We start from the raw sequence: 15,912 nt of genomic DNA, 5'->3' as shown, positions 1-15,912 counted from the left end.
GCGTTCTGTGATGCGGATGGTGGTGTGGCGGCGCGGGCGGCTCAGGGCTGCGCGGGGCAGCGGCAGTTGGGGCCTTTGCAGGGCGCGACGCAGGCGGGGGTCAGGGGCAGGGGCGCGCCGCCTCCGCCGCCGCCTCCACCCCAGCCGCCGCCACCTCCACCGCCGCTGCCGCCACCTCCGCCAACCGACGTGGCCGTGCACGCATTGCCCGTCACCCGGCTGATGCTGGAGCAGGCCGAGCCGTAGCGGATGTCGCCGGCCGCGCATTCGTAGCAATAGGTGGTGCACGCCTGCGTCTGGTAGCTGGAGCAGCTGGCGGCCTTGGCCGCGGCCCGCACCGTGGCCAGGTTGCTGTCCTTGGCCATCGCGCCGGCCTCGCCCGTGCGCAGGAACTGCCGGATCACGTTCTGCATCTGTGCGCTGGGCTGGTAGCCCCCGCCCGGTTGCACCAGTTGCTCCAGCAGGCTCGCTGGCTGGGTGTTGACCTTCTGCCCTTTCTCCAGTGCCTTCAGGCTGGTGATGCGGTACGGGATGGCCACCCGGCTCTTGGCTGCCAGCTGGGTCGGCAGGGTGCCGAAGAACTCGTATTTGAAGTTCTCGTCGCTCGTGGGCAAGGCGAACTTGACCTCGTCCGCCCGCACCAGGCCGTAGTTGGAGAGGGTCAGCTCGCCGGTGAGCTCCTCGCCCTGCTGCATGGCCGGCAGGTTGATGCTCATGGGCTCCAGCAGCACCACGGGCGCGGGCACCATGGTCTGGTAGGTGGCCTCCAGCACGATGTCGTATTCGTCCCGGATGGTGGTCTCGGTGACGCTGAATTCGATGCTGACGAGCTGGTAGTCCAGGAAGATGCGTTCGTTGGCCGTCAAACCGGCGTTGACGGTGATGCGCCCGCTGGCGTCCAGGTGGTTGGCTGCCGATGCCCGCCAGCGGTAGTTGCCGGGCGGGATGGCGCTGAATTCGGCGATGCCGGCCTGGTTGCTGCTGGCCGTTCGGATGTCGGCGGTGAGGGCTTCGTTCTGCAGCACGATGCGGGCATTGGCCAGGCCCTCGATGGGCTGGCCCTGGGCGTTCAGGGTGCCGGTGTAGATGTCCACCAGCTTGAAGCGCACGCCGCCCTGGCCGTCCCGGGCCACGGCGACGGTGACGGGCACGCTGCCGCCGGGGTCGTTGGCGGCGCTGACCTTCAGCTGGAGCTGGTGGTAGCCGTCGGGCACGTCGGTGCCGGGGCTGGTGTCGATCTGCACCAAGGTGCTCTGGCCGATGTCGATGGCGCCGATCTCGGGGCTGCTGACCAGGCGCACCCAGGCGGGCGGGGCGGCGCCTTCGCGGGTGAGCAACTGCACCCGCACGCCCTGCGCGGCGCTGTAGCCCTTGTTGGTGATGGTCAGCTTGCCGCTGGCGGTCCTGGTCTGCTGCACGCCGATTTCCAGCGCGGTGGGCTCGGGGCTCAGGCCGGGGCGTTCAGGTGGGGGCGTCCATTCCATTAATTCCCCCGGACCCCAATTTCCCTGCTACTTCTCCCTACGTCCCGCTTCGCTCATTTCTCACCTTGCTGCTTTTTTCTGGGCAACCTTATTCTTTAGGTAATCAATTTCCTTTAATTTATAAGACTCATTAACCTTCGCCATATTCCCACCGAAGAACTGAGCCCCCGCGCCAATCAATATACCCCCCACATCAGATGCGCCGCAGCGCTTCTGATCATAAAAAGCAACTCGCAGTCCATCCAAAACACCCAGCGCCCCATCATAATTTCCATCTTCAATTAATTTTGATGCGAAATTAATATTAATTCTGTACACAGAGGAAAAATTTTCATCGCAATAAAAATATAGGTAGTTTTTTAGAATAAAAATCCCAAGCAATAATCCGGAGGCTACTCCTGCCAAGAATAAGAGATATTTTTTATAGGTCATGATTACACTCAACCCCCGCTCATACATAGTAAACGATTGGATTCACAATATGCGCGTGCAGCCTCATCGGGCATGCCTTTTTCTCCCATCGAACTAACACATCTATGCATGACACAGTCGCAGCAATTGTGATTAGTACCCGCCCGCTTGCATGCCCATTTTGTAAGTAATTTACAACCTTTCTGCTGACACCAACCGGTGAAAGTATCAGCCTTTATCGTTTCACACACTTCATCAACGCACTTTTCCATCCATCCTTCATAGCCTCTATCTTTTTTCGGAGATTTATTTGGAGAAGGCTTGGGTCCATCTGGTGTAGGATCATAAGGAGGATTACTACAATCTGGACCTCTACATATATCTGGCGCCAATCCCATAGAGTCACGATCACGTACTGGATCGCCCCCCGAATATTCAAACAAATTTATTCCACCCCAAATTTTCAAAGGATCGCTCTGCAAATATCTCCCAGCATAGGGATTGTAGTTTCTAAAGTAGTTGTAATGAGTCCCCGTCTCGCTGTCGAAGTATTGCCCCGGGAAGCGCAGATTCATCGTGATGCGGCTCTCCGGCAGTGCGCCCGCCGCACCAAAGGCTTCACTCACCGCCTTCCAAGTTGTTGCACCGCTCTTGTCCGTCGCCAGTGTCGGCGTACCCAGGTGATCCGTGTGCAGATAGTGGTAGCTGGTGCTGGCATCGGTCAAGCTGCCATTGCTGGCGTTCGCCTGCCAAATCGGATCGGTACTCCATAGCCCCTGCTGGGTTGCATTCGGGTTGAAACCGTAGCTCTTGGCGAGCTGGCCTTGTTCGTTGGCTTCGCCCATCAATCCGCTGTCGCCATATACGAAGTACGTGGTGCTGGTACTTGCCCCTTCCTTGACGCTCTTGGCAATTCTTCGCCCGAAGGGGTCATACCTGTAGCTAGCCTCCAGGCTGGGGTTCGGCGCGTCCTTGGGCGTATTCGCGTACCTGATTAGCCGCTCTGCCACGCTATAGCCGTAGTCCTTGGTGCCCTGGACGCTGGTCTCCTGCTTCGTGTGCCCTTGCGCCGTGTAGCTGATCTGCGTATCCGTGGGCGCACCGCCGCTGAAGGGCACTAGGCGCGGGTACTGCGTCATCTGGTTGTCTGCGTTGTAGGCCCAGGCGCCAGGCTGGTGCCCGCTGGAGGTACGGTTGCCCACCGGGTCGTAGCTGTATTGCTCCTGCGGCAAGCCCAGCACTTGCAAAGCGTTGTCTGGCGTGGCCTGCGTCAGCCGATCAAGCTGGTCGTAGCCGTAGGTCGTCTTGCCCAGGTCGCTCTCGATTTCAGTGATGTTGCCCGCCGCGTCGTACTGGTAAAGCCGCTTGGCCAAGAGCTGGGCTGAGGCATTCTTGACCTCGATGCTGGTTGGCCTCTGAAGCGGGTCATAGCCCAGGCTCTTAGTAGCGCCGGGAGTTTGTATTTGCTGCGGCACCATCCAGCTGTAGCTGCCATAGCTGATCTCGCTGCCGTTGGGCAACGTCACCTTGGCCAGTCTTCCACCGCTATAGCTGTAGCTCTGGGTGCTGCCATCGGGATATATATGGCTGGCCAGTTGTCCATCGGCATTGAAGCTCTGGCCGATGGTGAAGCTGACCGTCCCGCCATCCACCTTGCCGTAGGTCACGCTGCTGGTGCCGGTCCTGCCCTGCACGTCCAGCGTATAGCTGGCACTGCTGATCAGGCTGCCGCTACCGTCTTTCTGCTCGTAGCCTGTCGTCTGCCCGTCGGCATCGTGGCTGTAGCTGATCTGCTGATCGGTTGTGCTGCCACCGAGCTTGTGCACTTCCTGCGTCATACGCCCGGCAGCGTTGTACGTGTAGCTGCGGGTGTTACCACCCGCATCGGTTCTTTGTGCCGGGTTTCCTGCTGCGTCGTAGCTGTACTGGATGGCCCCGCCCAAGGGCCTTGTTTCCTTCGTGAGCCGATTGGCCTTGTCGTAGTCGAACTTGTGCTGGTTGCCCTTGGCGTCGGCCAGGGTCAGCAGGTTGTCTTGAGCGTCCCAGGTCTGCTTGGTGGCGTTGCCCAACGCATCCGTGGTTTGCGTCAGGCGGCCCAGGCCGTCGTACTGGTAGAGGGTGCTCTTGCCCGCCGGATCGGTGGATGTGATGCGCTGGCCATTGGCGTCGTAGCCCTGCCGTTGGACGCGTGTCTCATTGCTGCCCAGGTGCTGGGTGACAGCAGTCTGGCGATTGCGCTGGTCGTACTGGTAGGTCTCCTTGTACGTCGGGTAGTTGACCGTGGTGAGCAACCCCGCCAGCGGCTCGCCCTTGGCGCCGTACTCATAGGTGGTCGCGTTGCCTGCCGGGTCTTCGGTGCGAGTGAGGCGCCCCTGGCTGTCGTAGCTGCTCTTGGTGACGAGGCCGCCTGCGCTGGTGCGCTGGATGGGCCGGCCTGCCTGGTCGTACTGGGTGCGCACGCCTTGACTCTGCCCGGGCAGGCGCGTCTCGGTCATTCGGCCGGCCTTGTCATAGATGACGGTCTGGGTTCTTCCTGCGGCGCTGACGGTCTGCGTCCTTCTTCCCCTGCCGTCGTAGCTGTAGCGCGTGGTCTCATTGAGCGCGTTCGTGCTTTGGGTCAGGTTGCCTGCCGCGTCGTAGGTGTAGCTGGTGGTCTGATTGAGGGCGTTCGTTTGTGTCAGGGGTTGGCCCTGAAGGTTGTACGTATAGGCCGTGCTGTTGCCCAGGCCATCGGTGGCTTTCGTGATGTTGCCCCTGTCGTCGTACTCATACCGCTCCGTGATGGCATCCGCGCCCTGCCCATTGGCTGTTCCTCTGGTGCGGGTCAGCATCTGCCCGTACTGGTCGTACGTGTACCGGGTGGTTCTCTGCTCAGGTTTTCCTTTGGCTTCGACGTATTCGGTGACGTTGCCCTTGGCGTCGTAGGCCCAGGTGCTGACGATGCCCAGTGCATTGGTGTGGCTGGTCCTGCGGTTGTAGATCGGGTCGTAGGTGCTGCTCTCCTGGCTGCCGTCGGGGTGGATGGTCTTGATGGGCCTCCTGGCCGCAGCGCTGTCGTACTGGATGGTGGTCACCAGGCCCCGGGCGTCGGTGATGCGCTCCTGCGTGGGGCTGTCCTGGCTCACGATGCTGCGGTCCACCCCGTCCAGGGTGTCTTGCAGCAGGCGGCCACGGATGTCGTAGCGCAGGTTCTGGATGGTGCCCCCGGGCTGCTGGATGCCCACCAGGTATTCCCGGCGCACGCGGTCGTAGTCGATGCGGTAGTTGGTGGCAGCACCCACTTCGTCGGTGAGACTGGCCACGCGGATGGCCGGCGGGATGCTGATCTTGGTGGAGCCGATGGGGCGCGGGCCTCCGGTGTCCACGCCGCCGCCGCTGCCGCCGCCTCCACTGCCAGCGCTGCCGCTGCTCCCACCTCCGACGCTGCCGCCGCCGGCGGCCAGGCGGGCCGGCTGGGTCATATAGCTCAGGCTGATCTGCCCGCCTTCGGGGTCGGTGCGGCTCTGGATGTAGCCGGCCGCGTTGTAGGTGTAGCGCCATACGCCGCCGCGCGCGTCGGTGACCTGGGTGAGCTGGGCGGGGGCGCCGGCGGGCAGGCTCCAGTCGTAGCGCACGCTGCGGCCGCTGGCGTCGCTGACCTTCACGGGCAGGCCGGCGCTGTATTCGACGGTGAGGGCCTGGCGGCCCTGGTGGTCCTTGACGCCGCTGATCTGGCCTTGCGCGTCGCGCTCCAGGCTCACTTTGACGCCGGCCTGGTTGGCCCAGCCGAGCATGCGCCCTGCGGCGTCATAGTCGATGGTGTTGCCTTCGCGGTCGTACCATTGCCAGCCGCTCACTTGGCCGTCCGCATGGGCGATGGCTTTGACGTAGTTGTTCTCGTCGAAGCTGTAGGTGGCCGCGCCGCCGGAGCCTACGCGGGTGTAGATGCGGTCGGCACGGCTGACGGCCAGTACGCCGCCCAAGGGGTCGGGTTGCAGCACCAGGTCGGCCCAGCGGTCGTTCAGATACCACTTGCCCCAGGTCCACGTGCGGTTGATGACCACCTGCCCGCCCAGCACTTTGACCACCAGGTCTTCCGTGCTCTCGGTGTAGTCCTGGTTGGGCAGGCTGATCTGGCGCGTGCTGGTCTGCGCCTGCGCCACCGGCGCCAGCAGCAGCGCACACAGCAGCAGCGCAGTACCCAGATGTTTGATGCCAAATCGGGCTCCAGCGCACGACTGGCTTGCGCTGGCAGCTATGGTTTTGTGAGTCATGTTCGTCCTGTGCAATGCGGGTACTTGTCTTGCGTGTGTCTTGCGGCTCAGGGCCGGATTCAGCTGGAGCCCATACGGGTGTTGCCGCCGCCGCCGGGGCCTGAGGGGCCACCGCCTCCACCTCCACCTCCGCCACCACCCGGGCCGCCGCCGGCCGAACAGTCGGGGCACGAGGGCACGCAGGTGGGCACCAGCGGCATGGGCGCGCCACCGCCGCCCCAGCCGCCTCCACCCCAGCCGCCTCCACCTCCACCGCCGCCGCCACCCCCACCCACCGATGTGCTGCCGCAAGCCGTGCCGGTGACGCGGCTGATGCTGGCGCAGGCCGAGCCCCCGCGCACGTCGCCGGCCGCGCATTCGTAGCTGTAGCTGGCGCACGCCTGCGTCTGGTAGCTGGAGCAGCTCGCAGCCTTGGCCGCGGCCCTCACGGTCTCCACGCCGGTGCTCTTGGCCATGGCGCTGGCCTCGCCCGTGCGCAGGAACTGCCGGATCACGTTCTGCATCTGCGCGCTGGCCTGGTAGCCCCCTCCCGGTTGCACCAGCCGTTCGAGCAGGCTGGCGGGCTGGGTGTTGACCTTCTGCCCCTTCTCCAGTGCCTTCAGGCTGGTGATGCGGTACGGGATGGCCACGCGGCTCTTGGCTGCCAGCTGGGTCGGCAGGGTGCCGAAGAACTCGTATTTGAAGTTCTCGTCGCTCGTGGGCAAGGCGAACTTGACCTCGTCCGCCCGCACCAGGCCGTAGTTGGAGAGGGTCAGCTCGCCGGTGAGCTCCTCGCCCTGCTGCATGGCCGGCAGGTTGATGCTCATGGGCTCCAGCAGCACCACGGGCGCGGGCACCATGGTCTGGTAGGTGGCCTCCAGCACGATGTCGTATTCGTCCCGGATGGTGGTCTCGGTGACGCTGAATTCGATGCTGACGAGCTGGTAGTCCAGGAAGATGCGTTCGTTGGCCGTCAAACCGGCGTTGACGGTGATGCGCCCGCTGGCGTCCAGGTGGTTGGGAGCACTGGCCCGCCAGCGGTAGTTGCCGGGCGGGATGGCGGTGAATTCGGCGATGCCGGCCTGGTTGCTGCTGGCCGTGCGGATGTCGGCTGTGAGGGCTTCGTTCTGCAGCACGATGCGGGCATTGGCCAGGCCCTCGATGGGCTGGCCCTGGGCGTTCAGGGTGCCGGTGTAGATGTCCACCAGCTTGAAGCGCACGCCGCCCTGGCCGTCGCGGGCCACGGCGACGGTGACGGGCACGCTGCCGCCGGGATCGTTGGCGGCGCTGACCTTCAGCTGGAGCTGGTGGTAGCCGTCGGCCACGTCGGTGCCGGGGCTGGCATCGATCTGCACCACGGTGCTCTGGCCGATGTCGATGGCGCCGATCTCGGGGCTGCTGACCAGGCGCACCCAGGCGGGCGGGGCGGCGCCTTCGCGGGTGAGCAGCTGCACCCGCACGCCCTGCGCGGCGCTGTAGCCCTTGTTGGTGATGGTCAGCTTGCCGCTGGCGGTCTTGGTCTGCTGCACGCCGATTTCCAGCGCGGTGGGCTCGGGGGTCAGGCCGGGGCGCGCTTCGTGCAGCTGGTAGTCCAGGCGCAGCTCGGCGCGGGGAGTGGCGCCGCTTTCGTTGGCGAAGAGCTTGAGGATGACGGTGCCGGTGGCGCCGGCGCTGGCGCTGCCGGTGAGCTTGATGGAGGTGGGCACGGTGGTGCCGGCGGCGATGTCCACGGGGCTGCCCAGGTCCAGGGTGATGCCGGGCGGCAGGCTGCCGGAGGGCTGGTCGGCGGGCAGGGCCTGCCAGCGCACGCCGCTGGCGCCGGTGCCGGCGCTGGCGCTGACCTGGAGGGTGGCGGCGCTGGCGAAGCCGCGGATGGCGTTGAGCTTGTACTGGCTGTAGTTGACGGCGAGGCGGTTGATGGTGAAGCTGCCGTGGGCCGCACGGGTGGCGTAGGCGGCATCGTCGGGGTGGACGATGCGCACTTCATACGTGCCGGCGTCGTTGGCCTGGGGCACGAAGCTGTAGGTGAAGCGGCCAGAGGCGTCGCCCACGAGGGTCAGGCGCCGCTCGAAGCCTTGCACGCGCAGCACCATGCGCAGGGCGGCGGTGGGCACCAGCTGGCCATCCGGCGTGATGACCTCGCCGCTGATCTGCACGGGGGTGGTGCCGAAGGAGACGGCAGGGGTCACCGTGACGTTGCGGACGGCGTAGGGGGGCTCGGGCACGGGCGGCGGCGGGATGACCTTCTGCACGGTGACGGCGCGCGTGGCCTGGGCGGTCTTGCCAGCGGTGTTGGTGGCGACGGCGCGCAGGGTGTAGGGGCCGTCGGGCACTTGCCCCAGGCTCCAGGTGGCGGACCAGGGCGCGGCGGTGCGGGTGCCGATGAGCTGGTCGCCCGCGTACAGATCGACGCGCGCGATGCCGGTGGCATCGACGGCGCTGACTTCGACCACCGTGTCGGCGCTCAGCGTGGCGTTCTCGGCGGGGCTGACGAACATGAGGGTGGGCACGCTGGCGGTGTAGGTGATGCCGACGGCGTTGCTCATGGCGCTGGTGCCGCGGCTGTTGCTGGCGCTGGCGGTGATCTGGTGCGTGCCCTCGCCCAGGGTGACGGTGGCGGCGAAGCTGCCGCCGGCGCTGGCGGCGGCGGGGCTGCCCGAGGGCTGGCCGTCCACGTGGATCTGCACCTGCGCGCCGGGCACGGCGGTGCCGGAGACGCCGATGCGCGGCGTGTGGACGGTGGCGCCGTTGGCGGGCGCGGTGATGACGGGCGCGGAGGGCGCGCTGAGGGCCAGGGTGAACGGCAGGTTGACGGCGGTCTGGCCGCCGTCGCCGTCGGTGGCGACCACGGTCAGCGTGTGGGCGCCGTTGGGCAGCTGCGCGAAGTCCAGAAACAAGCTGGCGGTGACGGGGCTGGTGTTGCCGTAAGCCTGGTCGAAGATGGCGGCGGCGTCCACGCTGCCCTGGATGCGAGCGATGCCGACGGGGCTGTCGGCCGTGACGGCCAGCACGCCGGGCTGGGTGATGGTGGCGTTGGCGGTCAGCGGCTGGCCGGCGAAGGCGAGGGTGACGTTGGGGCCGGCGCTGCCGCCCTCCTTCTGCACCACGACCTGGCGGCTGGCGGTGTTGGACAGGCCCTGCGTGCTGGTGGCCTGCGCCGACAGCGTGTAGCTGCCGTTGCGCACGCCCGCCAGCGCCCAGGTGAACTGGTAAGGCGGGGCGGTGAGCAAGGCCAGGCGCTGGCCATTGACGAGCAGCTCGACCTGGCTGACGCCTTCGGGGTCGGCGGCGCTGACGGCGATGAGGGTGTCCTGGGTCAGCACGGCGCCCGCCGCGGGCTGGTCGAACTGCACCAGCGGCCCCGAGGGCGCGTAGGCGATGGGTTGCGACAGGGCGAAGGTGTTGGTGCTGCCCTGGGCGGTACGGAACTGGACGTGCAGCATCTTCTCGCCGGTAGCGGCGGAGAGCGTGTAGTTGGCGATGGTCGGCGTGCCTTCCATGCCCAGCCAGGGTTCGTTGGCGAAGGTGTTTTGCTCGGCGATGCGGTACTGCGCGGCCTGTGGGCAGTCCAGTTGCAGCTGGATGGCGCGCACGCGCGTGACGTAGCCCTGGACAGGCACCATGGTGCAGGTGAGCACGGGCTCGGCTGGCAAATAACCGCCGTAGTCAACGCCGGTGCTGACCGGGTTGCCTTGGCCGGCGGGGTTGCCGGCGGTGTCGCGGGGGCCGCTGGCATGGCCCCACCAGTTGCCGCGCGCGTTCACGGCGGTGGCGGGGTTGAGGTTGCGCACGCCGTAGGTGGAGTTGCCGGAGATGTCGGATTCGCCGATGGCAGGGGTGGCGCCCTGCTCGGCCAGCAGGCCCGTGGCGTTGTCTGCAAGGCGCGATTGCGTGAAGGTGGGCGTGCCGGCGCCGACCACGCGCACGCCGGTGGTGTTGTGCAGCAATTGCAGCTTGCTGAAGCTGTAGGCGCCGCCCGGAATACTGAGGCCGGCGCCGCCGTTCAGGTGGCTGGGCAGTCCGGCGGTGCCGCCGCCGTAGCGCAGGCTGAGCCCGTTCAGGCCGAGCCCGCCCGGTGCGACGCTGGGTGCCACGATGACGCCGAGCCAGTCGCCCCGGCCAGGGGTGCCGGCCGCAGGGCCGACCTGGCCGCCTGCCTGGTCATCGGCCTGGCTGGTGAAGACGACGTTGGGGCCGGTGATCAGACGGTCGCGCACGTACAGGCCCGAGCCATTGCCGAACTTGACGACCACGCCGTCGGCCACGCTGAGCTGGGCGGGGTCGGCGGCATGGGCTGCGCCGTGTGCTATGAGCAGCGCGCCGGCCGCGAGGGTGGTGGCAGCCGTGGCGCGAGAGAACAGCTGGAAGAACTTGTTCATGGCCGCGCCCTCAGGGATTGATGGTGATGGGCGCGCTGGTGACCGGGGCGAAGCCCGGTACGCTGGCGGTGAGGGTGGTGGTGCCGGCGGCGACGCCCGTCAGGGTGACGCCGTTGGACAGCCAGGTGCCCGCAGGCCACGTGCCGCTGGCGCCCACGGTGGCGGCGGAAGGGACGGAGCTGGTGAAGGTGACCGCGAGCGCTTGAGCGGGCGAGAGGTAGCTGCCGGAGTAGTAGGCGCCGGGCACGTCGGCATACACACGTACCGACGTGTAGTTCTGCCCGACCTGCAAACTGCTCGGGAGCCCGGAATAGAACACTAGCTGAGGCGTGACGGTCTCGACGTTGATGCTGCCGGCGTCGAAGCTCGATGCCGTGGCTTCGATTTGCGTACTACCCAGATCGACACCGGCAACCTGAACATCGGCGTAGCTCTGGCCCGCCGGGATGGTCACCGTCGTCGGCACGCTGCACACGCTGGCAGCCACGCAGCGCACACTCACCGTGACCGCCTCTGCTCCATTCACAACGACACCACCATCCAAACGCTGGACGCGCAGTTCCGCGATGTAGCTCTTTAGTCCCTTGCCGACCACTACTTTGGGCCGCGCATTGACCTGATACAGCCGTAGACCCTGATTGGCTGCCGTCACGGTCTGCACCGCAGACAGGGTCGTCGTGATCCCAGCGATCTCGGCCCTCACCCGATAGGTGCCCGCCTGCGTGGGCTGGGCGATGTAAACCCATCCCGCGGCACGGCTGCCTGCCGGAACCACCATCTGCGTCACCAACGTGCCGCCCGTGGCCGCGTTGTAGATGCCGTTGACCACACCAGCCGGACTCTGATCCACCAGGCTCAGGTTCACCGTCAGCGCCTGCACGGCCGCAGCAAGATGCGGGTAGTAGGTGCCCGGTGTGCTGAGCGTCAGGTAAACGTTGTCTCGCACGCCAGCCGTGGTGCGAGTGCCGTCGATACTCTCGAAGTTGATCACCGGCGCCACCACCTCCATCGGCATCGGCGTGGCTGCCGTGGCTCCATCGGCCGTGGCCTCGATTTGCGTGGTGCCCAGGTCAACACCGGTGACCGGCACATTGGCGTAGCTCTGGCCCGCCGGAATGGTCACCGTCGCCGGCACCGCGCACACGCTCTCGGCCGCGCAACGCAGAGAGACTGTCAATGGCTCAGCACCGCCTGCGACGGCACCATTGATCAGGCGCTGAATCTGCAGCTCAGCTTCATAGGTCTTCAATCCCTTGCCGGCAATGACCTTGGCCTGTCCATTGATTTGATAGAACTTGAGCGCCTGATTGGCTGCCGTCACGGTCTGCACCGCAGACAGGGTCGTCGTGATCCCAGCGATCTCGGCCCTCACCCGATAGGTGCCCGCCTGCGTGGGCTGGGCGATGTAAACCCATCCCGCGGCACGGCTGCCTGCCGGAACCACCATCTGCGTCACCAACGTGCCGCCCGTGGCCGCGTTGTAGATGCCGTTGACCACACCAGCCGGACTCTGATCCACCAGGCTCAGGTTCACCGTCAGCGCCTGCACGGCCGCAGCAAGATGCGGGTAGTAGGTGCCCGGTGTGCTGAGCGTCAGGTAAACGTTGTCTCGCACGCCAGCCGTGGTGCGAGTGCCGTCGATACTCTCGAAGTTGATCACCGGCGCCACCACCTCCATCGGCATCGGCGTGGCTGCCGTGGCTCCATCGGCCGTGGCCTCGATTTGCGTGGTGCCCAGGTCAACACCGGTGACCGGCACATTGGCGTAGCTCTGGCCCGCCGGAATGGTCACCGTCGCCGGCACCGCGCACACGCTCTCGGCCGCGCAACGCAGAGAGACTGTCAATGGCTCAGCACCGCCTGCGACGGCACCATTGATCAGGCGCTGAATCTGCAGCTCAGCTTCATAGGTCTTCAATCCCTTGCCGGCAATGACCTTGGCCTGTCCATTGATTTGATAGAACTTGAGCGCCTGATTGGCTGCCGTCACGGTCTGCACCGCAGACAGGGTCGTCGTGATCCCAGCGATCTCGGCCCTCACCCGATAGGTGCCCGCCTGCGTGGGCTGGGCGATGTAAACCCATCCCGCGGCACGGCTGCCTGCCGGAACCACCATCTGCGTCACCAACGTGCCGCCCGTGGCCGCGTTGTAGATGCCGTTGACCACACCAGCCGGACTCTGATCCACCAGGCTCAGGTTCACCGTCAGCGCCTGCACGGCCGCAGCAAGATGCGGGTAGTAGGTGCCCGGTGTGCTGAGCGTCAGGTAAACGTTGTCTCGCACGCCAGCCGTGGTGCGAGTGCCGTCGATACTCTCGAAGTTGATCACCGGCGCCACCACCTCCATCGGCATCGGCGTGGCTGCCGTGGCTCCATCGGCCGTGGCCTCGATTTGCGTGGTGCCCAGGTCAACACCGGTGACCGGCACATTGGCGTAGCTCTGGCCCGCCGGAATGGTCACCGTCGCCGGCACCGCGCACACGCTCTCGGCCGCGCAACGCAGAGAGACTGTCAATGGCTCAGCACCGCCTGCGACGGCACCATTGATCAGGCGCTGAATCTGCAGCTCAGCTTCATAGGTCTTCAATCCCTTGCCGGCAATGACCTTGGCCTGTCCGTTGATCTGATACAGCTTCAGGGCAAATTTGTCTTTTACATCCACGTTGACCGCCTTGCTGATCAATCCCGCCGCCGTCAGGTTCAGCTTGGTCTGCCCGATCGCCAGACCGCGAACCGTCAGCGGCGTCAACGCAATCACCTGCCCTTCCGGCACGAACACCTCGGCCGGACTGACGCTGGCCGTCGCGGCGTCTTCCACACCGACCTGAATCGTCACCCCACCCGCTGGTGCGGGCTTGGACAACTGCACCCGGCGCGTCAACGACTGGTCCACGTTCAAGGTGAGGTTGCCCGTGGGTTCAAGGTCCAGCGCGATCGCGTCCACGCGCACCGCTGTCTGCGTGCCCTGGTAGCCAGCGGCCGAAGCCGTCAGCGTGGTCGTGCCCAGGGCCACGCCGCTGACGTTGAAGCTGGCCTGCGAGGCGCCAGCGGCGACGGACACCGTGGCCGGCACGGTGGCGGTGGCCGTGGCGCCGGTGGACAGGCTGACGGCCAACCCGCCAGCCGGTGCGGGTTCGGTCAACTGGACGGTAGTCAGCGTCTGGGCACCAGGCGCGACGACGACGCTGGTAGGCAGCACGAGGGCCTTGCCGCGCACCGTGACCGTGGCCAGGCCGGTGCCGAAGCCCTCCGCTTGGGCGCTCAGGCGGCTGGCGCCGTCCGCCAGGCCGGTCACGTCGAAGCTGACACTTTGCTGGCCGGCCGGAATGCGCAGACTGCTTGGGGCCGAGAGCACCGCACCGTCGGAGTTGCCCAGGGTAACGTTCAGGCCGCCGGCGGGCGCGGCGGCGGGCGCGCGCAAGGTCATGGCATAGGGACGCTGCACGCCGATGGTCGGCGCGCTGGGCAGCAGCTCCAGCGCAGGCAGGTTCACCACCTCGATGAGGGCGGCGGCCGAGCCCAGCGTGGCGTGGCTCGCGGTGATGGAGGTGGTGCCGACGGCCTTGGCCTGCACCTCGACGTCGGCGCCGTACTGGCCGGCGGCCACTGTCGCGCGGGAAACCACGGACGCGACCGAGGGCACGCTGCTCGTCAGGTCCACGGCCAACCCGCCCGCGGGGGCCGGTGCGCTCAAGGCCAGGCGCAGGATCGCCACCACGCCGGGGCTCAGCCGCAGCCGGCCGGGCTCAAGCGAGAGCGGCGACTGACCGACCTGGACGATGCCCTGCTGGACCAGATAGGGGATGCCGACCAGGCCCCAAACGACCTGGCCCCGGATGGTGCCCGAGGGGACGGCGATGGCGTTCAGGGTATTACCGCTGGCGCTCAGGTTGCGCCCTGCCGGAGAAGCCGCCAGATCGACGCTGATGGCCGGGCCGCTGTGGTTCTGGATGGCCACGTTGTTCAGGACGGGTGCGCAGCCCTCGATCACCAGGCCGCTGCCGTAGGACATGCGCACGTGGTCGAACAGGGTTTGCGCGCTGCGGGTGCCGCTGGTGAGACGCCACTGCCCCCAGTCTCCAGGCTGGGGCGCGGCGGCATCGGACGTGATGACGATGGGGCTGCTAGACGTGCCCACCGCCTGCAGCGCCCCCTGCCTGAGCGTGAAGCTGGCGCCTGCCGCCATGCGGACCTGAACGCCGGGCTGGATCACCAGCGTGGCGTTGTTGTCGAGGACGACGTCGCCTTGCAGGACGTAGGGCGACTGGGCGGTGGTCCAGGTGGTGCTGGACGAGATGGTGCCGCTCACGCTGGCAGCATGCGCTGCGCCGGTGGCGGCCATCAACGCGAGCAGGCACAGCGCGACGGCACTAGCCGCGCGGATGCCCTTTTGCCATACCAGTAGCAGCCAGACACGCGCGAACTGCCGGGCCACGCTGCTTCCCTGCGGAAGCCCGGCAAAGCTGATGTTCCTCGGTTCGATCGATGCACGCTTCATGAGTCGTCCTACATGCCGCACAGCCGCGGCAACGGCCGGCCCGCGTGGGCGGCCAGGGTTTTCTGTTGCTGGAGATAGGCGGCGTAGGCTTGCCAGCCGCCCGAAAGCCATATCGGCGCACCCAGCGGGCTCGCGGCCTGGGCACGCTCGCGCCACAGGGCCTGCGCCTGGGCCAGTTGCGCGGCATCGGGCGCCACGACGAGCCACTGCCGAGGCGCGGCAAGGCGCTCGCCGGTCGTTGCCCTGCGCTGGAGTTCATCGACGGCGCGGCGCGCGTCGGCGCCCAGATCGAGCACGCGCGACGCCGGGACGGGCAGGCTCTGGCGCTGCTCGGCAGAAAGCCCGAACACGGCGAGCTGCCACAGATCGCCGGCCGCACCCAACCACAACTCTTGAGCACTGGCCTCGTCAGGCGCCACGGCCGTGCCATCGGCCTGCACCGGCTGGCCGGCCAGGCGCCAGGTCCGCGCGCCGCCCAGCAGCACGTGCACGCCGCTGAACTGGCCGCGCTGGCGCAGCGCCACGCAGCGCTCGGTGAGCGCCTTCAGATCGACACCGGTGCCCACCAGCACCAGCGACTGCCCCTTGAGAAAGGCTTTGTCGGCCAGATCGGTCAACCCGACCGTGGCGGCACCGCGCAGCGCGATGCGACGTGCGCTGCCCGCATCGCGCACGTCCACCCATTGGCCGTTCAGGCCCTGCGCCAGCGCTTGCGCTTGCGGCCAGTCGGCCCAGCAGGCGCGCTCCGCATCGGTGTAGCTGGCCACCTCGCCGGTAAACGCGACTTCGGCGAGAGGCGTGATCGCAGCGGTTCTGTCGCAGGTGAAGGGGCCTTCTGCCCCTTCCTGCGCCCAGGCGACGCTCAGGACCCCGGCACACAGCGGAATGATCAGGCGGCGCATGACCGT

At 66.7% G+C, this 15,912-nt stretch carries 6 protein-coding genes; all 6 read right to left on the bottom strand.

Annotated features, from left to right (window positions below; translation table 11 throughout):
* Positions 1-41: 41 nt before the first annotated feature.
* From QM772_RS14525 to QM772_RS14500, 6 genes are read right to left on the bottom strand one after another with little or no spacing between them, the layout of a single operon-like run.
* The gene (locus QM772_RS14525; protein WP_415137665.1) at positions 42-1,484 is read right to left on the bottom strand and encodes a hypothetical protein; all 1,443 of its coding nucleotides are present in this window, start codon (positions 1,482-1,484) and stop codon (positions 42-44) included.
* A gap of 60 nt (positions 1,485-1,544) precedes the next feature.
* On the bottom strand, positions 1,545-1,916 hold the full coding sequence (locus QM772_RS14520) for a hypothetical protein (RefSeq protein WP_415137663.1): 372 nt from the start codon (positions 1,914-1,916) through the stop codon (positions 1,545-1,547).
* A gap of 8 nt (positions 1,917-1,924) precedes the next feature.
* Complete coding sequence (locus QM772_RS14515; RefSeq protein ID WP_415137661.1) at positions 1,925-6,148, bottom strand: RHS repeat-associated core domain-containing protein; 4,224 nt, start codon at positions 6,146-6,148, stop codon at positions 1,925-1,927.
* 59 nt (positions 6,149-6,207) lie between these two features.
* Entirely contained in the window at positions 6,208-10,506 is a 4,299-nt protein-coding gene (locus tag QM772_RS14510; protein ID WP_415137659.1) for an Ig-like domain-containing protein, read from the bottom strand.
* A gap of 10 nt (positions 10,507-10,516) precedes the next feature.
* The gene (locus QM772_RS14505) at positions 10,517-15,004 is read right to left on the bottom strand and encodes a hypothetical protein (protein ID WP_415137657.1); all 4,488 of its coding nucleotides are present in this window, start codon (positions 15,002-15,004) and stop codon (positions 10,517-10,519) included.
* Between the two features lie 8 nt (positions 15,005-15,012).
* Positions 15,013-15,906, bottom strand: coding sequence for a hypothetical protein (locus QM772_RS14500; RefSeq protein ID WP_415137655.1), 894 nt, complete (start codon positions 15,904-15,906; stop codon positions 15,013-15,015).
* Between the last annotated feature and the right edge of the window lie 6 nt (positions 15,907-15,912).

The organism is Ottowia sp. (assembly GCF_047601385.1).
Lineage (GTDB): Bacteria > Pseudomonadota > Gammaproteobacteria > Burkholderiales > Burkholderiaceae_C > Ottowia.
Note: the sequence above shows the minus strand (reverse complement) of the source record. Positions and strands in the feature narration are given on the sequence as shown.